The 19,539-nt window shown below is 63.7% G+C and carries 22 protein-coding genes; 10 read left to right on the top strand and 12 right to left on the bottom strand.

Annotated elements, in window-relative coordinates:
* Positions 1-66: 66 nt before the first annotated feature.
* Genes AB7008_RS29780 through tsaA form a run of 3 tightly spaced genes read left to right on the top strand, consistent with a single transcriptional unit; the run spans position 67 to position 1,677 of the window.
* Complete coding sequence (locus tag AB7008_RS29780) at positions 67-807, top strand: AzlC family ABC transporter permease (protein ID WP_441259958.1); 741 nt, start codon at positions 67-69, stop codon at positions 805-807.
* A complete protein-coding gene (locus AB7008_RS29775; protein WP_028169893.1) occupies positions 804-1,154 on the top strand; it encodes an AzlD domain-containing protein in 351 nt (116 codons plus the stop codon). The genes AB7008_RS29780 and AB7008_RS29775 overlap by 4 nt, the downstream gene beginning before the upstream one ends.
* 31 nt (positions 1,155-1,185) lie before the next feature.
* Positions 1,186-1,677, top strand: coding sequence for a tRNA (N6-threonylcarbamoyladenosine(37)-N6)-methyltransferase TrmO (gene tsaA, locus AB7008_RS29770; protein ID WP_441259957.1), 492 nt, complete (start codon positions 1,186-1,188; stop codon positions 1,675-1,677).
* Between the two features lie 117 nt (positions 1,678-1,794).
* Here the strand turns inward: tsaA and AB7008_RS29765 are convergent, their stop codons facing one another.
* Genes AB7008_RS29765 through AB7008_RS29750 form a run of 4 tightly spaced genes read right to left on the bottom strand, consistent with a single transcriptional unit; the run spans position 1,795 to position 4,797 of the window.
* Positions 1,795-2,220 carry an HIT domain-containing protein gene (locus AB7008_RS29765; protein ID WP_441259956.1) on the bottom strand — a complete coding sequence of 142 codons (426 nt, stop codon included), beginning with the start codon at positions 2,218-2,220 and terminating at the stop codon, positions 1,795-1,797.
* Between the two features lie 51 nt (positions 2,221-2,271).
* Positions 2,272-3,513, bottom strand: a complete 1,242-nt coding sequence (locus AB7008_RS29760; protein ID WP_441259955.1) for a GNAT family N-acetyltransferase — start codon at positions 3,511-3,513, stop codon at positions 2,272-2,274.
* A gap of 47 nt (positions 3,514-3,560) precedes the next feature.
* On the bottom strand, positions 3,561-4,313 hold the full coding sequence (locus AB7008_RS29755) for a glycerophosphodiester phosphodiesterase (RefSeq protein WP_441259954.1): 753 nt from the start codon (positions 4,311-4,313) through the stop codon (positions 3,561-3,563).
* Between the two features lie 16 nt (positions 4,314-4,329).
* Positions 4,330-4,797 carry a RidA family protein gene (locus tag AB7008_RS29750; protein WP_027547222.1) on the bottom strand — a complete coding sequence of 156 codons (468 nt, stop codon included), beginning with the start codon at positions 4,795-4,797 and terminating at the stop codon, positions 4,330-4,332.
* A 233-nt stretch (positions 4,798-5,030) separates the two neighbouring features.
* Between AB7008_RS29750 and AB7008_RS29745 the strand changes: the two genes are divergently transcribed.
* Together AB7008_RS29745 and AB7008_RS29740 are read left to right on the top strand one after the other, a co-directional pair.
* Positions 5,031-5,876 (top strand): cell envelope integrity EipB family protein, encoded by an 846-nt coding sequence (locus tag AB7008_RS29745; protein WP_304490164.1) that lies wholly within the window; start codon positions 5,031-5,033, stop codon positions 5,874-5,876.
* A 72-nt stretch (positions 5,877-5,948) separates the two neighbouring features.
* Positions 5,949-6,350: a RidA family protein gene (locus AB7008_RS29740; RefSeq protein WP_014494674.1), complete on the top strand. Its 402-nt coding sequence runs from the start codon at positions 5,949-5,951 to the stop codon at positions 6,348-6,350.
* Between the two features lie 38 nt (positions 6,351-6,388).
* Here the strand turns inward: AB7008_RS29740 and AB7008_RS29735 are convergent, their stop codons facing one another.
* Positions 6,389-6,790, bottom strand: a complete 402-nt coding sequence (locus AB7008_RS29735) for an ACT domain-containing protein (RefSeq protein ID WP_441259953.1) — start codon at positions 6,788-6,790, stop codon at positions 6,389-6,391.
* Between the two features lie 202 nt (positions 6,791-6,992).
* Here AB7008_RS29735 and AB7008_RS29730 point away from each other — a divergent pair, with 202 nt between their 5' ends.
* On the top strand, positions 6,993-7,148 hold the full coding sequence (locus AB7008_RS29730; RefSeq protein ID WP_014494676.1) for a hypothetical protein: 156 nt from the start codon (positions 6,993-6,995) through the stop codon (positions 7,146-7,148).
* A gap of 16 nt (positions 7,149-7,164) precedes the next feature.
* On the opposite strand, the gene AB7008_RS29725 is transcribed toward AB7008_RS29730, so the two are convergent.
* Positions 7,165-8,457: a DNA polymerase IV gene (locus tag AB7008_RS29725; protein WP_441259952.1), complete on the bottom strand. Its 1,293-nt coding sequence runs from the start codon at positions 8,455-8,457 to the stop codon at positions 7,165-7,167.
* Complete coding sequence (locus AB7008_RS29720) at positions 8,454-8,765, bottom strand: DUF3572 domain-containing protein (RefSeq protein ID WP_028155025.1); 312 nt, start codon at positions 8,763-8,765, stop codon at positions 8,454-8,456. Before AB7008_RS29720 ends, AB7008_RS29725 begins: the two co-directional genes overlap by 4 nt.
* Before the next feature lie 228 nt (positions 8,766-8,993).
* Here AB7008_RS29720 and AB7008_RS29715 point away from each other — a divergent pair, with 228 nt between their 5' ends.
* Together AB7008_RS29715 and AB7008_RS29710 are read left to right on the top strand one after the other, a co-directional pair.
* A complete protein-coding gene (locus tag AB7008_RS29715) occupies positions 8,994-9,359 on the top strand; it encodes a response regulator (RefSeq protein ID WP_008566616.1) in 366 nt (121 codons plus the stop codon).
* A gap of 14 nt (positions 9,360-9,373) precedes the next feature.
* Positions 9,374-10,747, top strand: coding sequence for a PleD family two-component system response regulator (locus tag AB7008_RS29710; protein WP_014494679.1), 1,374 nt, complete (start codon positions 9,374-9,376; stop codon positions 10,745-10,747).
* A 319-nt stretch (positions 10,748-11,066) separates the two neighbouring features.
* Here the strand turns inward: AB7008_RS29710 and AB7008_RS29705 are convergent, their stop codons facing one another.
* The gene (locus tag AB7008_RS29705) at positions 11,067-11,669 is read right to left on the bottom strand and encodes a TetR/AcrR family transcriptional regulator (RefSeq protein ID WP_441259951.1); all 603 of its coding nucleotides are present in this window, start codon (positions 11,667-11,669) and stop codon (positions 11,067-11,069) included.
* Between the two features lie 129 nt (positions 11,670-11,798).
* Between AB7008_RS29705 and AB7008_RS29700 the strand changes: the two genes are divergently transcribed.
* Positions 11,799-13,037 (top strand): MFS transporter, encoded by a 1,239-nt coding sequence (locus AB7008_RS29700; RefSeq protein ID WP_014494681.1) that lies wholly within the window; start codon positions 11,799-11,801, stop codon positions 13,035-13,037.
* Between the two features lie 464 nt (positions 13,038-13,501).
* On the top strand, positions 13,502-14,929 hold the full coding sequence (locus AB7008_RS29695; RefSeq protein WP_441259950.1) for a DUF1254 domain-containing protein: 1,428 nt from the start codon (positions 13,502-13,504) through the stop codon (positions 14,927-14,929).
* A gap of 170 nt (positions 14,930-15,099) precedes the next feature.
* Here the strand turns inward: AB7008_RS29695 and AB7008_RS29690 are convergent, their stop codons facing one another.
* The 4 genes from AB7008_RS29690 to AB7008_RS29675 all read right to left on the bottom strand — a co-directional run bounded on the left by AB7008_RS29690 (position 15,100) and on the right by AB7008_RS29675 (position 19,146).
* Positions 15,100-15,507 (bottom strand): hypothetical protein, encoded by a 408-nt coding sequence (locus tag AB7008_RS29690; RefSeq protein ID WP_014494682.1) that lies wholly within the window; start codon positions 15,505-15,507, stop codon positions 15,100-15,102.
* Between the two features lie 541 nt (positions 15,508-16,048).
* Positions 16,049-17,590 (bottom strand): OprD family outer membrane porin, encoded by a 1,542-nt coding sequence (locus AB7008_RS29685; RefSeq protein ID WP_441259949.1) that lies wholly within the window; start codon positions 17,588-17,590, stop codon positions 16,049-16,051.
* Complete coding sequence (locus AB7008_RS29680) at positions 17,587-18,435, bottom strand: SDR family NAD(P)-dependent oxidoreductase (RefSeq protein WP_441259948.1); 849 nt, start codon at positions 18,433-18,435, stop codon at positions 17,587-17,589. The genes AB7008_RS29685 and AB7008_RS29680 overlap by 4 nt, the downstream gene beginning before the upstream one ends.
* A 384-nt stretch (positions 18,436-18,819) precedes the next feature.
* The gene (locus AB7008_RS29675; RefSeq protein ID WP_028155033.1) at positions 18,820-19,146 is read right to left on the bottom strand and encodes a BA14K family protein; all 327 of its coding nucleotides are present in this window, start codon (positions 19,144-19,146) and stop codon (positions 18,820-18,822) included.
* Positions 19,147-19,539: the final 393 nt, after the last annotated feature.

Below are 19,539 nucleotides of genomic sequence, written 5' to 3'. Positions count from 1 at the left end.
CCTTGACGCCGGTCACGGCATTGCCCGTTATGCGGGCACGATTCCGCAATCCGGCCAAAGACTCCCGTGGCGCTTCCTCCGCTCGATTCCCCTCAATGGCAAAGCTCCTGGCGCGCGTTTGCGTGGGGACTGCGTTCGATCACGCAGACGATCCTCACGCTCGTTCTGTTCGCGACCTATCTCGGCATCGGCGCGCTCGCCCATGACACCCATTTCAGCCTGCTCTGGGCGCTCTGCTCGACGCTGTTCGTGTGGGCGGGGCCGGCGCAGATCATCCTGATCACCACACTCGGCTCGGGCGCCACCATCATCCAGTCGGCGATCGCGGTCACCGTCAGTGCGATCCGGCTGTTCCCGATGGTGGTCTCGGTGCTGCCCCTGATGCGCACGCCGACGACCAAGCGGCGCGAGCTGTTCTTCGCCGCGCATCTTACAGCGGTGACACTGTGGGTCGAATGCCATCGCTTTCTGCCGCAGGTGCCGCGCGAGCGGCGCATCGCCTTCGTCAACGGACTTGGTTTTGGTCTGGTCTCCGTGTGTCTCGCCGCCAACACGGTCGGCTATTTCCTTGCCGCCAACCTGACGCAGACGCTAGGGGCCGCGATCCTGATGCTGACGCCGCTGTCGTTCCTGTTCTCGACCGCGCGTAACAGCCGGGAGGCCGCCGACGTCGTCGCGCTGACGCTCGGGGTTCTGCTCTATCCGTTAGCCGCGAAGATGAACTCCGGGCTCGACATCCTCGTCAGCGGTTTGGTGGCCGGCACGATCGCTTATGGCGTGCATTGGTGGCGGGAGGTGCGCGCATGAGCTTTGCGCAGCTCATCGGCGACTGGCACGCGCTCGTCGTGCTGTTCGTCGCCGGCGTTGTTCCCAACCAGATATGGCGCATGCTGGGCCTGTGGTTCGGCGGCGGCATCGACGAGGGCTCGGAGCTGCTGGTCTGGGTGAGGGCGGTTGCCACCGCCATCCTGGCGGGCGTCATCGCCCAGATCGTGGTGGAGCCGCCGGGGGCGCTCGCCAGCGTGCCGGACGTCTTGCGCTATGGCGCGGTCGGCGCAGGCCTAATCGTCTTCCTGCTGACCCGCCGCTCGATCTTCGCGGGCGTGGTGACAGGCGAAGTCTTCATGCTGGCCGGCAAGTGGTGGTTAGGCTAAAACCACCGGCGAACAGCAAGGAACGGGAAATATGGTTCGCGAAAACGAGCTCCGCGAGGGCGAGGTCGCCATCGAGCTGCCGTCGACGGAGGATGCCGGCCTCGTCTTCATCGGCCGCATCCGCACGCCCTGGACCTCGCGGATGGAGACGCCGCGACAGGGGCGTCAGGACGGCCCGGTGTGCCGGCTCGAGATCTTCGAGCCGTTCGTGCCGGCCATCAAGGGCGTCGATTTCTACAGCAGTCTTGAAGTGCTCTACTGGCTCGACAAGTCGCGCCGCGACATCGTCCTGCAAAGCCCCAAGAACAACGAGAAGACCCGCGGCACGTTTTCGCTGCGCTCACCGGTCCGGCCCAACCCGATCGGCACCTCGATCGTCAAGCTGGTCGGCATCGAGGGCAACGCCATTCTGGTGCGCGGGCTCGACTGCATCGACAACACGCCTCTGATCGACATCAAGCCGGATCGTTGCGAATTCACGCCGCTGGCCGCGCCGCAAGCAGGCGATTTTCAGACGGAGTGAAGTCTCTCCTCCGTCATTCCGGGGCGACGCGAAGCGTCGAGCCCGGAATCCATTGTGCGGCAGAGACAGTGGATGAATGGATTCCGGGTTCGCGCTTTGCGCGCCCCGGAATAACGATCAGCTCTTCAGCGCCGCGATCAGCTTGGCCGCGTTCTCTTCCAGGACCTTGACGTCTTCCTTGCGGCTGGCCGGCGGCAGCATGGCCACGCCGTCGTGGCGCGGCATCACGTGCATGTGGAGATGAAACACCACCTGGCCGCCGGCGGGCTCGTTGAACTGCTGCACGGTGATGCCGTCGGCCTCGAACGCCTTCATCGCAGCGGCCGCGATCTTGTGCGCGCCCCTGGCGACGTGGGCGTAGTCATCAGGCTTGATGTCGAGGATGTTGCGGGCAGGGGCCTTCGGGATCACCAGCGTATGGCCCGATACCCGTGGCATGATGTCGAGGAACGCAAGCACATGCTCGTCCTCATAGACCTTGTGGCAGGAAAACTCGCCGCGCAGGATCTTCGCGAAGATGTTGTTGGGGTCGTAGGCGGTCATGGCGGCGGCTCCTCGAATTTTGCGCTTACTGTCACCAGCCACGGCAAACCGTCAAGGCGCCTCGTCGACGCCCTTGCGGAACGGGCCGAGCTCGGCCAGCTCCCGCCCGGCCTCGGCGACATAGGCGCGCTCGCGCTTGAGGTAATCGTCGATGGCGCGGCGCAAGCCGGGATCGGCGATGAAGTGGGCGGAATGGGTCGTCCGTGGCAGGTAGCCGCGCGCGATCTTGTGCTCGCCCTGCGCGCCGGCCTCGACGTTGTCGAGGCCGTGTTTGATCGCGAAATCGATCGCCTGATAGTAGCAGACCTCGAAATGGAGGAACGGATGATGCTCGACCGCGCCCCAGTTGCGGCCGAACAGCGTATCCGAGCCGATGAAGTTGATCGCGCCCGCGATCCAGCGGCCGTTGCGGCGCGCCATCACCAGCAGCACGTCCTGGCTCATGGTCTCGCCGATCAGCGAGAAGAATTCGCGCGTGAGATAAGGCCGGCCCCATTTGCGCGAGCCGGTCTCCATGTAGAATTCGAAGAAGGCGTCCCAGGCATCCTCGGTGATGTCGCTGCCGGTGAGCCAGTGGATGGTGATGCCGGCGGCAAGCGCATCGCGCCGCTCGCGCTTGATCGACTTGCGGTGACGCGAATTGAGCGTGGTGAGGAAATCGTCGAAGGTCGCAAATCCCTCGTTGCGCCAGTGGAACTGCTGATCGGTGCGCTGGAGGAAGCCGTGCCCGGCGAGCCGTTTCCACTCCGCCTCACGCGCGAAGGTCACGTGCACCGAGGAGGCCTTGCTGACGCCGCACAGCGCCACGAGTCCGCTCGCCAGCGCCTCCGCGATGCGCTCGCGATCGACGCCGTCGCGGACCAGCAGCCGGGGCCCTGTGGCCGGAGTGAAGGGAACCGAAACCTGGAGTTTCGGATAGTAGCGTCCACCGGCGCGCTCATAGGCGTCCGCCCAGCCGCGGTCGAAGACGTACTCGCCTTGGGAATGCGATTTCAGATAGCAGGGCACCACCCCGGCGACGCGGCCATCGACCTTGGCCACCAGATGCCGCGGCCCCCAGCCGGTGCGGATGGTTGCTGAACCCGATTTCTCAATTGCGGATAAAAACGCGTGCGAGACGAACGGGTTATAGGCGGGCTTTGAGAGGTCGAGGGAATCGCCTGGAAGCCCGGATGAAGTTCCCGCGCCATGCCCGTTGCAGGCCTTGTCGGGATTGGCACAGGCGTCCCAATCCTCGGCAGATACCTCGCCAATCGAGGGTACGGCCTCGAGTGTGATTTCAGATGATGCCATCGCGCCCAAGATCGTGCATTGCAGCAGCGACTTCAAGGGTGGGAACATCATGCCTGCGGCACGAACCCCTCAAAGATCATCTGATCCGCATATTGTCCGACCCGCGTCCGCTGTTCCGGGGTGCGCACGGTCCAGCCGAGCAGGGCGCAGCCGAGGACGTTGCGGGCGATCCAGGGGGCGGGGGCCGGCAGGTGGTCGACCTTGAAGGCGACGAAATGCGGCTGGGTCTGAAAGCCGTGGCGCAGATACAGCATGCTGTCGCGCTGCGCCTGCGTCAGCTTCGCCCAGTACTCGTCCTCATAGGTCCGCTGCGCAACGATGCCGCGTGGGCGGGAGGGGAGCAGCTCACGCAGCGCCAGCACCTGGTCGGGATCGAACGACATGCCGACGGCGGGGCCCTGATAGGACGCCAGCACCTCGGCCATCCGCTTCACCAGCTTGCGGTCGCCGCCAAAATGGCTCTTCACCTCGATCACCAGCGGCACGCGCCCGGCGACCATGGCGCACAGGTCGGACAGCGACATCATCCGCTCGGCCGTGTCCTTGAACTTGACCGCCTTCAGCTCGGCCGCAGTCTTCGACACCACCTCGCCGGTGGCCTCGGTGAGACGGCCGAGCGCATGGTCATGATGCACCATCGCCTCGCCGTCGGCGGAGAGCTGGATGTCGACCTCGATCGAGAAATTGCCCACGATCGCAGCCTGCACCGCGCCCGGCATATTTTCTACGACACCGCGGGAGATGTCATGCAGGCCACGATGGGCGACCGGCCGGGCTGTCAGCCAATCAGGAGCGCGCAACGCCGTCAGCTCCGTGTCAGGCGACCTCGAACACGCCTTCGACTTCGACCGCCGCATCCGCGGGCAGCGAGGCGACGCCGACGGTGGTGCGGGCGTGGCGGCCCTTGTCACCGAAGGCGGCAACCATCAGGTCGGAGGCACCGTTGAGCACCTTCGGCCCGTCCAGGAAGTCGGGTGCCGAGTTGATGAAGCCGCCGAGGCGCACCACGCGCGCGACCTTGTCGAGGTCGCCGAGCGCCGCCTTGACCTGGGCCAGCAGGTTGACGGCACAGCCGCGCGCCGCCGCGGCACCGTCCTCGATCGAAACGCCGGCACCGAGCTTGCCCTTGGCGATCAGCTTGCCGGCGGGGTCGAAACAGACCTGGCCGGAGACGAACAGCAGGTTACCGGTGCGCACGAACGGCACGTAATTGGCGACAGGGGTAGGGGCCTCGTGCAGCTTGATGCCCTGTTCCGCCAGCTTCTGCTCGACCGTGCCCGCCATGTTCGACCTCGTTGTCCAATTGTCATCCGCCCGGCTACGTCCATTTGGAGGCCGGTCGCGCCCTGTTTCGCCCATCGTGCCGCCACATGCAAGCAACCGGAGCGACTGCATTTTGTTGTGGCCAGGCAGCAGGTTCAAGGCGGGGGCCGCAACTTTACGTGAAACGGCCTCAGTTGCGACGCAATGGAACGGTCATTAAAATGTCGAATCTGCGCTTTCCCCAGGGATGACACATGGTGCACCTTTTCCGGACTTCGCTCGGTGTGATGGCGTTCGCGGCGGCTGCTTTCGGCGCAGGCGGTGGAGCGCAGGCGGCCAGCGGTCCGTTCCTTGCGCACCAGGCGCTCTATGACCTCAGCCTCGTCAAATCGCGCTCCAATTCGGTCAACAGTGCGCGCGGCCGCATCCTCTACAATTTCACGGGAAGCTCGTGCGAGGGCTACACCTCCGAATTCCGCCAAGTCTCCGAGCTCGACAGCGGCGAGGGCAAGATCACGCTGAGCGACCTCCGCTCGAACTCCTGGGAAGACGCCGCGGGAAAAAGCTACCGCTTCAAGATCGAGACGCGGATGAACGAGACCGATGCCGGCCGGGTCGACGGTTCGGCCGAGCGCGACGGTGACCACATCAACGTCAAGCTGAAGCTGCCGGCGCCGAAGAGCTTCACCCTCGACGGCAAGATCGTGTTCCCGACCGAGCAGATCCAGCACATCATTGCCGCCGCCAAGGAGGGCAAGTCGCTGCTCGAGCTGTCGGTCTATGACGGCTCCGACGACGGCCAGAAGGTCTACAATACGCTGACCGTGATTGGTCAGCCGGTCCCTGCCGACCGCACCGCTTCGCCGGATGCATCGACGTCGGACGAGCACATGAAGTCGCTCAAGCGCTGGCCGGTCACCGTGAGCTATTTCGACCGCGACGCCCAGCAGAAGGAAGGCGAGCAGACGCCGGTCTACGCGATGGCGTTCGAGCTCTACGAAAACGGCGTTTCGCGCCAGCTCGTGCTCGATTACAACGATTTCGTGATTTCCGGCGCGATGGGCAAGTTCGACGCGAAGGACAGCAAGCCCTGCAATTGAGGGCCGAGGCTAGCCCTCCGCTCGCTCTCCAGCTACGCTCCCTCCCAACCACAAGCCCGGGAGGCAAGCACAATGCCCAAGCTCGACCATCTCCGCCCCAGCGGCCTGCATCACAATCCGGCCTATTCCCACGTCGTGACCGCTTCCGGTGCGCGCACGATCTACATCTCCGGCCAGGTGTCGGTGGACGAGGAGGGGCGGATCGTCGGCGAGGGCGATATTGCCGCGCAGACGACGCAGGTGATGCAGAATCTCGGCCATGCGCTGAAGGCGGCCGGCGCGACCTACGCCAACATCGTCAAGATCACGACCTTCGTCGTGAACTACAAGCCGGAGCTGCGCCCAATCATCGGCAAGGCCCGCTCTGCCTTCTTCGAGGGTATGGAGCCGCCGGCCAGCACGCTCGTCGGCGTCTCCGCGCTCGCTGCGCCGGAATGGCTGATCGAGATCGAGGCGGTGGCGGTCGCGGATTGAAACGACCATAGGATGGGTAGAGCGAAGCGAAACCCATCCTACTTTGCTGCGGACATAGCTCGCAAAACAGTCATCGCTTCATCGGCCCTGTCGGCAGGTACGAACAGGTGATCATGGTGGAAGGCCGACACCGCATTCACGCTGATGCCGGCTTCGCCCAGTCGCGCCGTGACTGCAGCCAGGAAGCCCACCGCATCGAGTGCGGAGTGAACCGTCAGGGTGATCAGGCGCAAGGCGAACGCGTAGCGTAAGCCTGACGCCTCGGCTTCTTCGCGCAGGATCACCAGCGTGGTTCCTTCCTGCTCGCGGAACGTCAGCAGCGGGTTGACCCCTGCGGGAATGGGCTCGCCGGGTGGGATCGTGCAAAACACGAAGGTGCCGTCCAGCAGTTCCGGCTTCATGTTCCTCAACAGCGCGTCGAGGTCGCGTTCGCCTGTCACGATGGCCAGCCTCTCAGCGCGTTCGGGTGCGTACAGCCCTTGCGAAACCCATCAGCGCTGGAACCCGACGGGGGCCTCGCCAACATACCTTTGTATATCTGCTCTAATCCTTCTCATACGCTGACCTTACGCTGGTACAATTGAGCGACGGCGGGAGATTCTTACAATTTGAGTCTACTCGGGTCACCGCGAGGAAGCTCAAATGAACGTCATGATTGGAAGGCTCAACGGCCTGTGGCATCTCATCGTCGGGTCTTGTCAGATCCGAACACCGTTCCTGGCGAGTCAGGATCGGCAGTTGGTCATTCAGTATGCCCGGCGTGTCTATCCGGGTGCACGGATCTTCGAACGCGACTGAATTGAGCAGGACTCGATCATTCCTGCTGTCCTGTTTCAGGGCCATCATACGCGATGCCGCGAATGACGGCGGAGTTGCCGAACTTCTTGCGCAGACTGTCCACCGCGCGTTCGGCGTGCGCAGCACGGCGGTCAAGCATATCGGTGTCGTCGGCAGGCGAGCCCTCGCGCAGCGCGCTGACGCCGGCGCCCATCAGGCGGAAGGCGGTGCCGTCGATCTCCTTCGCCAGCATCTCGCGGCAGATCGAGAAGATCTTGGCGGCAAGCTGCGTCGGGCCTGCGATCGACTGCGAGCGGGTGCGCTGGCGGAAATCGGCGGTCTTCAGTTTCAGCGTCACGGTCGAGCCGGCAAGCTCGCTGCTCTTCAGCCGCGACGACGTCTTCTCGCAGAGCCGCCACAGGATCTTCTCCAGCGTCGCGAAGTCGCGGATGTCGGTCTCGAAGGTGGTTTCGCTCGAAATCGTCTTGGCGCCCCGATCGGGCTCGACGCGGCGGTCGTCGATGCCGCGGGCGAGCCGCCACAGCCTGCGGCCCTCGCTCGGAAACTGCCGCATCATCTCGATCTCGTCGGCCTTTTGCAGGTCGGCGATGATGCGGAAGCCGCGCTGCACCAGGCGCTCCTGCGTGGCCGGGCCGACGCCGAAGATGAAGCCGACCGGCTTCTCCGCCAGCATCGAACGGGCTTCCTCCTGATCGAGCGCGGCAAAGCCGCGCGGCTTGTCGAGGTCGGAGGCGATCTTGGCCAGGAACTTGTTGCAGGACAGGCCGACCGAGACGGAGATGCCGATGTCGCGCTCGATGTTGCGCGCGAACCGCGCCAGCACCTTGGCCGGAACCATGCCGTGCACCCGCTCGGTGCCAGAGAGATCGAGAAAGGCCTCGTCAATCGAGAGCGGTTCGACCAGCGGCGTCAGCGCCTGCATGGCCTGGCGCACCTCGCGGCCGACGCGGACGTACTTTGCCATGTCGGGCGGGATCACGGTCGCGTGCGGGCAGGCCTCGAGCGCCCTGTACATCGGCATGGCCGAGCGGACGCCATAGGTCCGCGCGATGTAGCAGGCGGCCGACACCACGCCGCGCTTGCCCCCGCCGATGATGACGGGCTTGTCGGCGATGTCGGGATTGTCGCGCTTCTCGACCGTCGCATAGAAGGCGTCGCAGTCGACATGGGCGATGGTAAGGCCTGCGAGCGCGCGGTGGCGGACGAGGCGAGGGGAACCGCAGGCGGAGCAGCGCCGCACGCCCATATCCAGATCGGTCAGACAATCCCGGCAGAAGCAGCGGGGTCCGGTCGTATCGGGGATGGTCACGGCACGTCGCGCTCCCAGGAGGGGTCGCCGAGCGCGTCGCCCAGCACCTGCCGCGCCGCAGCAACGTTGGTCGGATGCAGCTCCACGGCCTTGGCGAAGGCCGTCACGGTGGCATCGTCCCGCATCACGAAATCGAGCACGCTGAGGAGGAAATTGGGGTTCGAGGCGGCGTTCCGCAGGGTCTCCGGACCGACCCCTGTCTCAGCCAGGAACAGACCCAGCCGCTCGGGATCGCCGGCGACGAAAGACAGCGCCTGAATTGCAACGATTTCAGCGACTTCGCGAGGGTTGTGAACAGGCTTTTTCAATGGCGCAATTTGCCTTTCCATTAACTTTCGGTGTCTACTTTGAAGCCATCATGCCCGAGTCTCAAGACTGCCGACAAGCAACTGGAAACCACATCGCAGAAAGTCGGCCCTCGGGTTTAACGAAACTCAAGCGAATCTGAGGCTAGTTTGAATCCAGTTTTCGAAGCGCCGGCGAGCGGCGCCTGAGGCGTCACATGTATACGGCTTCGTGCCAATCAGGAGGGCGGGATGGCTAAGACCGTCCTGATCGTGGAAGACAACGAGCTCAACATGAAGCTCTTCCGCGACCTGTTGGAGGCACACGGTTACCAGACCTCCGGCACCAGCAACGGCTACGAGGCGCTCGACCTCGTTCGCAAGATGCGGCCCGACCTCGTGCTGATGGATATCCAATTGCCGCAGGTGTCGGGCCTCGAGGTCACGCGCTGGATCAAGGACGATCCGGAGCTGCGCGCCATTCCCGTCGTCGCGGTCACGGCGTTCGCGATGAAGGGCGACGAAGAGCGCATCCGCGAGGGCGGCTGCGAGGCCTATTTGTCCAAGCCGATCTCGGTCGGCAAATTCATTGAGACGGTCCGGCGTTTTATCGGATAGGAAGTGAGTTCAAAGTGTCCGCGCGTATCCTGGTTGTCGATGACGTTCCCGCCAACGTCAAACTCCTCGAAGCTCGCCTGTCCGCCGAATATTTCGACGTGATGACCGCCTCGAACGGCACCGAGGCGCTGGCGCTGGCCAGCCGCGCCGAATGCGACATCATCCTGCTCGACGTGATGATGCCCGACATGGACGGCTTTGAAGTCTGCCGCCGTCTCAAGACCGATCCGGCGACGCACCACATTCCCGTCGTGATGGTCACCGCGCTCGACAGCCCGGCCGACCGCAATCGCGGCCTGGAAGCCGGCGCCGACGATTTCCTCACCAAGCCTGTCTCCGACGTCGTGCTGATCGCGCGCGTGCGCTCGCTGACGCGGCTGAAGATGATGACCGATGAGCTGCGCATGCGCGCCATCACCTCGCTCGAGATCGGCATGCAGGCGCCCGAGCGCAGTGCCGTGGCCGACACCGGCCGCGGCGGCCGCATTCTGCTGGTCGATGACCGTCAGTCCTCCTATGAGCGGCTGGCGACGATCCTCGCCGCGGAGCACACCATCGACGTCGAGCCGAACCCGACCGAAGCGCTGTTCCACGCCGCCGAGGGCAATTACGACCTGCTGATCGTCTCGCTCGACCTCAACAATTTCGACGGGCTGCGGCTGTGCAGCCAGGCGCGCTCGCTGGAGCGCACGCGCCACGTGCCGATCCTGGCGATCGCGGACCCCGAGAACTCGACGCGGCTGCTCCGCGGCCTCGAGATCGGCGTCAACGATTACCTGCTGCGCCCGATCGACAAGACCGAGCTGCTGGCGCGCGCCCGCACGCAGATCCGCCGTCGCCGCTACACCGACCACCTGCGCGACAACGTGCAGAACTCGATCGAGATGGCGATCACGGATGCGCTCACCGGCCTGCACAATCGCCGCTACATGGAGAGCCATCTGGCGACGCTCGCCGAGCAGGCCTCGACCCGCGGCAAGCCCCTGGCGCTGATGATTCTGGACATCGACTATTTCAAGTCGATCAACGACAATTACGGCCACGACGCCGGCGACGACGTGCTGCGCGAGTTCGCGGTGCGCGTGCGCAAGTCGATCCGCGGCATCGACCTGGCCTGCCGCTACGGCGGCGAGGAGTTCGTCATCGTGATGCCGGAGACCGATCTGCACGTTGCCGGCATGGTCGCCGAGCGCCTGCGCCGCTCGATCGCGGGCGAGCCGTTCGCCGTCCACAAGGGCACCAAGCGCATCGAGGTCACGATCTCGATCGGCCTCACCACGCTGGAGCAGAAGGGCGAGGCGGTCGCCGACGTCCTCAAGCGCGCCGACACCGCGCTCTACCGCGCCAAGCACGATGGCCGCAATCGCGTGGTGTCGCAGGCGGCGTGAGGCCGCCTGCAACTAAAAATGCGAAAACAACCCCATGCAAAGTAGCCGTCATTAGTCGGATCAATGGCTTATGCGTGGGGCATGACGGTCGATGCCAGTTGCCCCGGCATTTGACACGTCGGGCAAAACAGGAGCATTTTGGCAGGATCGGGCAGGGCGCGGTTGTTGCGCGAAGTCCTCTCCCCAAACTCCGCTGTCATTCCCCGCGTAGGCGGGGAATCCAGTACGCCGCGGCTCCTCGGTTCAATCACAACCGCCTCTGGAATACTGGATCACCCGCTTTCGCGGGTGATGACACCGAGTGATGCGGCAGCAGTGCTCAGTGTGGCGTGCGTTTGCCTGCCGTTGCCGCCGTCGCATCACCCACATCCACCCCCGCATTCCGCAGCAGCACCTTGGCCGCTTCCTTCGCGGCGCGGGCCATCGCGGGGTCGTCGCGCACGAGGTCCTGCGCGATTGAGCCGTCGACCAGGAGCACGAGTTGCGTCGCCAGGGCCTCGGAATCGGCGACGCCGAGCTCGTTCAACCGCTCGCGAAACCAGACGCGGCGGCTTTCCTTGAAGGCGATCGCGATCTTCTTCACGGCGCGGTCCTTTGGCCCGAGCTCGGCGACCGCATTCACGAACGGACAGCCGCGAAAATCCTTGGCCGCAAAGCGCCGCTCCAGCGAATCGAAGGTGCCAAGAATCTGCTCGGCCGGCGGCTTGTCGGAGGGGCGCGGCTTGACGAAGCGGCGCTCCAGATAGGCCGCGATCAGCGCGTCCTTGGAGGGGAAGTGGTTGTAGAGCGTGCGCTTGGAGATGCCGATCTCGGCCGCGATGGTGTCGACGCCGATGGCGCGAATGCCTTGCAGATAGAACAGCTTGTCGGCGGTCTCGAGGATCCGCTCCTTCATCGTCTGTGGTGTGGGCGGGGGAGCCATGCGGCAGCGTGCGTCCTGTTCGCTTGACAGCGTGCACCTTTCATAGCCTAAGTACACAGGTCTGTGTAACCAAAAACATCGTGAATTGCAGACGCCGGCGCGCGCGTCGCGCCGACGAGGGAGAAAATTATGCCCCTTTTGCAGGTCCTGCGTCCGACATTGCCCATCCTGATCGGCGCCTCGATCATGCTGACACTGAGCATGGGGCTGCGGCAGAGCCTCGGCATCTTCATGCAGCCGCTGACGCACGACATCCACATCTCGATCTCGGATTTCACGCTGGCGCTCGCGGTGCAGAACCTCGCCTGGGGCTTTCTGCAGCCGCTCGCCGGCGCGATGACGGTGCGCTACGGCTTCCGCCCGATCATGATCGTGGGCGCGCTGATGTACATCGTGGGCCTCATCCTGATGGCGACCGCGAACGGACTCGTCAGCATCATGATCGGCGCCGGCGTGCTGATCGGCACCTCGCTCGCCTGCACCGCGGCGGCGATCGCGATGTCGGTGGCCGCGCGCGCCGTGCCCGAGACCGTCCGCTCCACCGTGCTCGGCATCGTCTCCGGCGCGGGCTCGCTCGGCGCGCTGCTGTCGGCGCCGATCGGGCAGTTGCTCAACGAAGGATTTGGCTGGCGCGTCGGGCTCGCCGGTTTCGTGATCATGTCGGTGCTGATGATCCCCGCGGCCTGGTATGCCGGCCGTGTCGACCAGGTCCCGCTGCCGAAGCCGGCCGCCGACGATATCGGCGATGCCACGGCCGCGTCCGTCGCGAAGGCGGCGTTCGGCAACGCGTCCTTCGCCGTGATGACCTGCGCCTATCTCGTTTGCGGCATGCAGCTGGTGTTTCTCACCACGCATCTGCCGTCCTATCTGGCGATCTGCGGCCTCGATCCGATGCTGAGCGCGCAGACGCTCGGCATGATCGGCGGCTTCAACGTGCTGGGCTCGCTGTTCTTCGGCTGGGCCGGCCAGCGCTGGAACAAGCTGGCATTGCTGGGCGGCATCTACATCCTGCGCTCGCTCGCGCTCGCCTGGTACTTCATGCTGCCGGCGACGTCGTTCTCGACGCTGCTGTTCGGCGCGATCATGGGCTTCCTCTGGATGGGCGTCGGCCCGCTGGTCGCCGGCGCCGTCGCCGAGATGTTCGGCCTGCGCTGGCAGGCGATGATCCAGGGCCTCGCCTTCATGAGCCACCAGATCGGCAGCTTCCTCGGCGCGTACGGAGGAGGGGTGCTCTACGATTCGCTCGGCTCCTACACCATGGCCTGGCGCATCGGCGTGGCGCTGGGCCTGGCCGGCGGCATCATCCAGGTCGCGTTCGCGCTGATCCGGCCGTCGCAGCCGCCGGCGCCGGTGCTGCGGACGGCGTAGCGGGGCGGTGCTCGCCTTCGTCAGCTTGGGAGCTTACGGCGGACGCCGTGCTGCTTGGTCGTGATGGCCGCTTTTGACCCAAAGTGGAAATTCAATGCGCTGTCACCTTACCTCGTCAGCGCGGGGCGGGAACAATACGGGACTTTTCTCGCACGCGCGCGGGTCTACCCAATGTGCGCCAGTTCACGCTCGCGCTCCGGCATACTGAAGTCCGCCAACGACGTTGGTGAAGTTGGGTTTTCGTCTCTGATCAATCTCTGCTGCTGGCCCATTGCGTTGGTTGGCACACCGAAGTGACATGTCTGGAACGAGAGGTAGAGCAGAAGTCGTCTCACTCAAGGCCGACCGCCGCCTTTGACCCATACCGGACAGCCCTTGATCTGAATCAATGGGATCTGCTCGGTGGCGCCGTTGCATTAGGGCGTGCCTCATCCCATTTGGCTGCTGCAGCAAAAAGGTGCTTCATGAGTGTGATTAATCGACGTCTGGTCCTCGCTATTGGCTTGACTTGCTTCACAGCGATCCCACCCGCAAACGCGCAATCCATATCGCCGACCGAAGCACAGCAGATTGCTGAGGATGCCTACGTTTATGGCTATTCACTCATCACAACCGAAGTTACGCGGGTGCAGATGAGCAACGTGCCAAAAGTAGAAGGCTTCACAAGCCCGACCGGACAGTTCGTCAACGTTCCCCGCTATCCGCCGGCGGATTATCGGGGCGTTTCCGCGCCCAATGCCGACACACTCTATTCGGTTGCTTGGCTTGATCTCACCGAGCCGCAAGTGTTCAGTCACCCGGATATGGGCGACCGCTTCTACCTCTTCGAGATCACTGATCTCTGGATGTCGGATTCCACGGACTCGCCGAGCAAGCGGACAGCCAGCGGAAAGGCCGCCAATTACTTGTTCACTGGCCCGGGCTGGAAGGGCGAGGTGCCGGCGGATATGAAGCACTTCCCAATGGCGACGCGCTACATGGTCATTCTCGGCCGCACCTACGCCGATGGTAGCGAGGCTGACTACAGGGCCGTCAACGCGCTGCAGGCGCAGTACAAGATCACGCCGCTTTCTGCTTGGGGCAAGCCGTTCGCGCCGGTAGCGCCGCCGGTAAATCCTAATCCTGGCTTCAGCATGACCGACAAGCCGCAGACGGTCATTCTCGGCATGGGAACGGAGGGATACTTCAACCTGATGGCCCAGCTGATGGCTGCGGCAGCACCCGCGCCAGCGGCGGATGCACCGATGCTCGCGAGCATGGCAAAGATCGGCATCGCGCCCGGCAAGCCGTTCGAGATGAGCAAGCTTGATCCAGCAGTGCAGCAAGCTCTGAAGGACATTCCCCAGGCCGCTCTGAAAAAGATCGAGGCCAACAAGGAGAACCTCGGTGGCGTAGTCGACGGCTGGTCGATCACAAAAGGTCTCGGTAGTTACGGCCCCTCCGACTACATGAAGCGAGCAGTGGTGGCAGCCTTTGGCTGGCCCGCCAACCAGGAGCGCGACGCGGTCTATCCGAATACCGAAAAAGATTCGGCGGGACAGAAGCTGACCGGTGCGAACAACTACACCTTGACTTTTCAGAAGGGGGCGACACCGCCCGTCAACGGCTTCTGGTCCTTCACAATGTACATGATCGATCAGGGCTGGTGGTTTGTCCCCAATCGACTGAACAGGTTCACCGTCAGCATGCGTGATAACCCGAAGTTCAATGCCGACGGCTCACTGACCCTCTACTTCCAAAGCGAGTCGCCGGGCGCAGACAAAGAAGCGAACTGGCTGCCGGCGCCGAAGGGCGACTTCGTCCTGATGCTGCGGATGTACTGGCCGAAGGACACTCCGCCTTCGATCATCGATGGGAGCTGGAAGGTGCCGCAGGTAGTCAAGGTCAACTGAATTCGGGCTGCAGTTTCGTGAAATGGGTTCCCGCTCACGGGTGGGGCTGCTTGGCGCGCGGACGAACTTTTCTTCGGCTGTGACATTGCAACAATCCATGATCCTGCAGGCGGATGGCGCGTCGTCGCGTGCGCCATCCGCTCCTCCTCATGGGCCTTAAGTCATGGGCCTTAAGCTTTCAGGTCCGTGATCCGCATAATCGCGACCACATTCCCGTCGTTGTACGCCTGCTCTTTTGTTTCCTTGTTGCAGGTCCAGACAAAATTCTTCTTACCCGTAAAGGTCTTTCCGTCCTGCTCAAGCCGAAGCTCCCCTTCGGTGATATGGCAGATCATGGCATTCATCATCGGGGGTCCCATGGTCTTCGCCCCCGGCTGCATGATGACATCGCGCATAGAGACGGTCTTAAAGCCTGGGATCAGGGATGGTGTCTCGCCTTCATATTCACGCACCACGACACCTGGCCAAGGCGTCATATCCTTGTAGCCTGTGGCTTGAGCGGCGGCTGGTTTGACCATGGCAGCCGAAGCCGCTGCCAACGCGATTCCCAGTGCGGACCTTCGATCGATCTTGCTCATCGCTTTCTCCCGACGTTACCGAACGAGCCGCCGCATAAGCAGCGCGCAAAGTTCGTGGTGAACGGTGGTACGAAACCGAAAAAAGAACGGCTTCTAAGAGAGCGTGCTTGCCGATGGCACCAGTGCTGCTCGTTTGCCCAGACGGTGATTTCGGCACATCCCACTTAAGGGCAATGACATTCTACGTCGCCTGACGAGTCTGGGGAACAGGTGAAACGAAGTCTCTGCCTGGCCCATGGGAAGGTCCGGATTTGGCCCTGAGCGGTCGACCCGGCATGTCCGCTAGATGTCCGCTCCTTGGGGCTGAAGCAGACTTGATATGCTCAGCCCGAGTTCTTCGGGGTGTGACCCGAAGCGGTTATGCGGACGCCGGCGCTCGCGCGTAATTTCATTGTCGTCGTGGATCTCAAGCTGAATTGCACCCTGCAGAAAGTGACATCATTGGCGCAAAGCGTTACGAGGTACAGAACATCGCCGTCATTCAATCCGACGACGAACACCCGGCACCCGACATGCGAACCTTCGTCGTCCTCGTCGATACTCACTTCGGTGGCGGCCGGAACAGCACCGTGTAGTCGACGATGAAGCGCAGCTCCGGCTGCATCTCGCGCACATTGCCCTGCTGCCAAAGGCTCGAATACTGCGTCTTGAACCGGAAGCCCTTCATGGGGCCTTCGGTCGGACGATACTGCAGCCAGACGTCGAGTTCGCGACGGTCGGGAATCGCCGACAGGGTGACCGGATCGAGGGCGCCCCATCCCTGCGTGAACCAGGCGCCGGTGCTCACGCCGTTCAGTCCGAACGAATGGCCGAAATCGTAGGCGACGCTGCCGCCGAAGGCCTTTTCCCCGGCGTTGTCGAAGGAGACTTGCTGCATGTCGGTATAGGTCGGCTTGGTGCCAAACGGCGAGAAGATGTTCGATTCGTTGCCAGTGAACGACCCCGCCGCGAACAGGGTCCAGCCCTCGTAGGTCATCTGCGCCTTCGCCGAGCCTTGGTGGGTCGAGAAGGGGGCGCCAGTCAGCAGGTTGGCCCCGACGCTCTGCTGGGTGATGATGTTGGCGCCGAAGATCCAGTTCGGCGTCCCCTTGGGCCGCTTGAGATCGTATTCCACCTGCGCGAAGCCCGCGTTCAGATAGTCCTGGATGTTGTAGTCCATGAACACGGTCGACAGCCCGGCCACCGGCCGCCACCGCACCATGCCGAACGCGGCACCGTGATTGATGGCGTCGCCCGCCAGCGCGTCCGACATCGGAATGAAGTCGTTGGAATCCCGCTGCTTGACGTTCCACAAGTAGCCCAGCGCGTAGTCGTAGCTGCGGTCCTTGTCGGGCAGCGAATCCAGCGTGATACCGCCGAACGTGTTCGGCACCATGCGGGTGTCCTGCGGATTGATGAGCGGGGTGTCGACCAATTGGTAGCCGCCCCGGAACTCCTGGTCTCCGATCTGCGCCCGGCCGTAGATCTGGCCAAGTGTGCCGATCGAGTTCTGTCCGGGCGCTAACAGTTTCGTTCCGTCCTGGTCGGGCGGACCGAACAGTTTCTGCGAGGTGTAGAACGCCGCCTGCAGGCCGAACAGGTCGCCGACCAGGCCGGAACGGACTGCCAGCCAGCCGCCCGCCGCCCATGCCTGCGACCGTGACCCGTCGGCATTGTCGCGCCCCAAATAATATGTGCGGGCGACGTACTGCACGAGTGAATCTCGGAAGAACGCCGGCGTGTCGTCCGGCATCTGCCAGTAGATCTCCTTCATGTAAGGCTGCGGCTTGATCTTCTGCACCGTCCACGACGACAGCCGCTCTTGGTCCGCGGTCTCCTGCCGGTCGGCCGGCAGAAGCGACGAGGTTCCGCTCACGTCCTGCGCCGCCGCGGGTGTAGTCACCGCCCATCCTGCCGCCGCGACGATGGCGTAGGCCACGAGACGCCCCAGCCCTACGGCCGGGCCGATGCCTATCTTCAGATCGCCCATGTCCGCTTCCCACACTTCTTTGGCCGCCTTCCCTGGGAGCGTTCCGACCTTCAATGGATCAAGGCTACATATTCGTCTTAGCTGCCAAGGCTGGTGGAAGGGCTGCGCGCTCAATGTTTCGGGGGGCGGCCGCGGATGTGGTCAAAGCCTTGCTTGATTGCGGCGAAGCGCGCTTCGATCATCGGCTCGAATTCGAGGTCGGTGAAGATATAGGGCAGGTCCTTTTCGACGCCTTCGCGGACGAGTTCACCGACATAGTTGGGGTCTATGCCCTGAGAGATCCGTTCTCGGAGCATATTGATCCACTCGGCACGTGGGCCCGAAGTCGGCAGGGCAGGGAGCCCCCCCTCGAAGCGCTTGGGGAGATTGCGTCTTGAGTTCATGATTTGAGTGCGGATGACCCCTGGACACAGCACCGATACGCCAATCCCTCGGGGCGCGAGTTCACGCCGCAGGCCCTCGGACAGCGCGACAACGCCGTACTTGGAGACGTTGTATGCATTGCTCTCTCCCGAAATGAGGCCAGCGATCGAGGCTGTGGAGACGATGTGTCCACCCTCGCCATGCTGCTCGATCAAGGGCCCGAAAATCTCGATCCCCCAAATGGTCGCCATCAGGTTGACGCCCATGGTCCAGTTCCACGACGCCTCGGTCCAGGCGCCATAAGGCCCACCGCCGCCGACGCCCGCGTTGTTGACGAGGATATGCACCTTGCCATAGCGGGCAGTCGTGGCTTCGGCGGCCGCCACGAGTTCGGCTTTGAGTGAAACGTCCGCTTTCACGCCGTCGACATCGACGTTGGTGAGCCTCAGTTGCTCGAGCGCTGCGGACAGAGCCGCTTCTTCAATGTCGCAAAGCATGACTTTCGCGCCTGCCTGGGCGAAGGCGGTCGCGATCCCCAGTCCAATGCCTGACGCTGCACCGGTCACGAACACAGTCTTTCCAGCGAGTTCCTTCACGCGCTTTCTCCCCGTGCAATCGGACACCCTTGCCCCAAGACGCCAAGTGTCTCCGGACGCCATATGACCCCGTTCTCGAGCGATTGGGAAGCGTGCCGGATGTCCGTTTGTGACGCATCGGTGGCATGGATCGACCAGGTATCAACGTCATCTTCTTCTGCGCTCGTGCCTTGGACGCAACGCGGCGCTTCCGCGACGGGGCGCTGTACGAAGCGCTCGGCTCCTGCACGATGGCCTGGCTCATCGGCGTGCCGCTGGGCTTGGCCGGCGGCGGCATCCAGATGCCACGACGTTCACCTTGGCCGATGCGGGCAGCGGAAGGCGCAGCCCGCGGGCCAGCGTTGGCCGTTTCGATGCGGGCTGCCTTCGCGCTGCGGCTTTGCGTTACCTGCAAATATGGCGGTTGCCGTCCCACCCGAGATAGGTGCCCGTCGCCGGATCGTAGGACCGATAACGCTCCGCGCAGGAACGTGAAGCAGTGCCATCCGCGCGAGCCATGGCGCTGTCCGCGCCTTGCGCAGGAGCTGCGCCGTCCGGCAACTCGAGGCCCTGCCGACCGGCCGGCGTCAGCGTGCCGTTCAGGTTGCGATTGGGGTTCTCGGCCTCGTACGTATCGGGATGGCTGCTCGCAAAGCCGGATTGCGCGTAGGCGGCGCTTGCGGTCAGGCCCGACAACAAAGCCACGGCAGCGAGAATTTTAAGTCCAGTCATGGTCCATCTCCATCATTGCCCGGTGCAATCGTGCTGCCGGTGCGACAGGAGTTGGATCGACATCTGCGCCGAACAAGCGCGCTTGATCGCATACCCGCGACCTGGCGCGATCTCGCCGTTCAAATGCAGAAAGGATCGTTTGCTTGTGGAACGCGAAGAATGGTCCGCCGCCGCCGGGAGCGCGCCTGTCTTTGCTCTCGTGCCCCGGGGCGCAGCGCAGCGTCACCACGACGGTGCGCTTGCGCGCGACCGGCGGGAGACGCTAGGCTTGCTGCGGCCAGCGCTGGCCGACATCGGGTCCAAGTTCAACTGAAACAGAAAGCCAGCGGGCGGTATGGACTAGCGACGTCCTGATCGCTTGAGTTCGGCGACCTTAAACCTGTTGCCGGCCTG

Origin of the sequence: Bradyrhizobium sp. 521_C7_N1_3 (assembly GCF_052075975.1) — a bacterium.
In the GTDB taxonomy this organism is placed as follows: Bacteria; Pseudomonadota; Alphaproteobacteria; order Rhizobiales; family Xanthobacteraceae; genus Bradyrhizobium; species Bradyrhizobium japonicum.
The sequence above is the reverse complement of the archived record's forward strand: the minus strand, read 5'-3'. Positions and strand labels throughout refer to the sequence as shown.

Coding starts and splice junctions, on each gene's coding strand:
- AB7008_RS29675 (WP_028155033.1), bottom strand. CDS start 19,146: ATGACTGGACTTAAAATTCTCGCTGCCGTGGCTTTGTTGTCGGGCCTG.
- AB7008_RS29695 (WP_441259950.1), top strand. CDS start 13,502: ATGAGTGTGATTAATCGACGTCTGGTCCTCGCTATTGGCTTGACTTGC.
- AB7008_RS29690 (WP_014494682.1), bottom strand. CDS start 15,507: ATGAGCAAGATCGATCGAAGGTCCGCACTGGGAATCGCGTTGGCAGCG.
- AB7008_RS29700 (WP_014494681.1), top strand. CDS start 11,799: ATGCCCCTTTTGCAGGTCCTGCGTCCGACATTGCCCATCCTGATCGGC.
- AB7008_RS29740 (WP_014494674.1), top strand. CDS start 5,949: ATGCCCAAGCTCGACCATCTCCGCCCCAGCGGCCTGCATCACAATCCG.
- tsaA (WP_441259957.1), top strand. CDS start 1,186: ATGGTTCGCGAAAACGAGCTCCGCGAGGGCGAGGTCGCCATCGAGCTG.
- AB7008_RS29765 (WP_441259956.1), bottom strand. CDS start 2,220: ATGACCGCCTACGACCCCAACAACATCTTCGCGAAGATCCTGCGCGGC.
- AB7008_RS29705 (WP_441259951.1), bottom strand. CDS start 11,669: ATGGCTCCCCCGCCCACACCACAGACGATGAAGGAGCGGATCCTCGAG.
- AB7008_RS29730 (WP_014494676.1), top strand. CDS start 6,993: ATGAACGTCATGATTGGAAGGCTCAACGGCCTGTGGCATCTCATCGTC.
- AB7008_RS29745 (WP_304490164.1), top strand. CDS start 5,031: ATGGTGCACCTTTTCCGGACTTCGCTCGGTGTGATGGCGTTCGCGGCG.
- AB7008_RS29760 (WP_441259955.1), bottom strand. CDS start 3,513: ATGGCATCATCTGAAATCACACTCGAGGCCGTACCCTCGATTGGCGAG.
- AB7008_RS29775 (WP_028169893.1), top strand. CDS start 804: ATGAGCTTTGCGCAGCTCATCGGCGACTGGCACGCGCTCGTCGTGCTG.
- AB7008_RS29750 (WP_027547222.1), bottom strand. CDS start 4,797: ATGGCGGGCACGGTCGAGCAGAAGCTGGCGGAACAGGGCATCAAGCTG.
- AB7008_RS29715 (WP_008566616.1), top strand. CDS start 8,994: ATGGCTAAGACCGTCCTGATCGTGGAAGACAACGAGCTCAACATGAAG.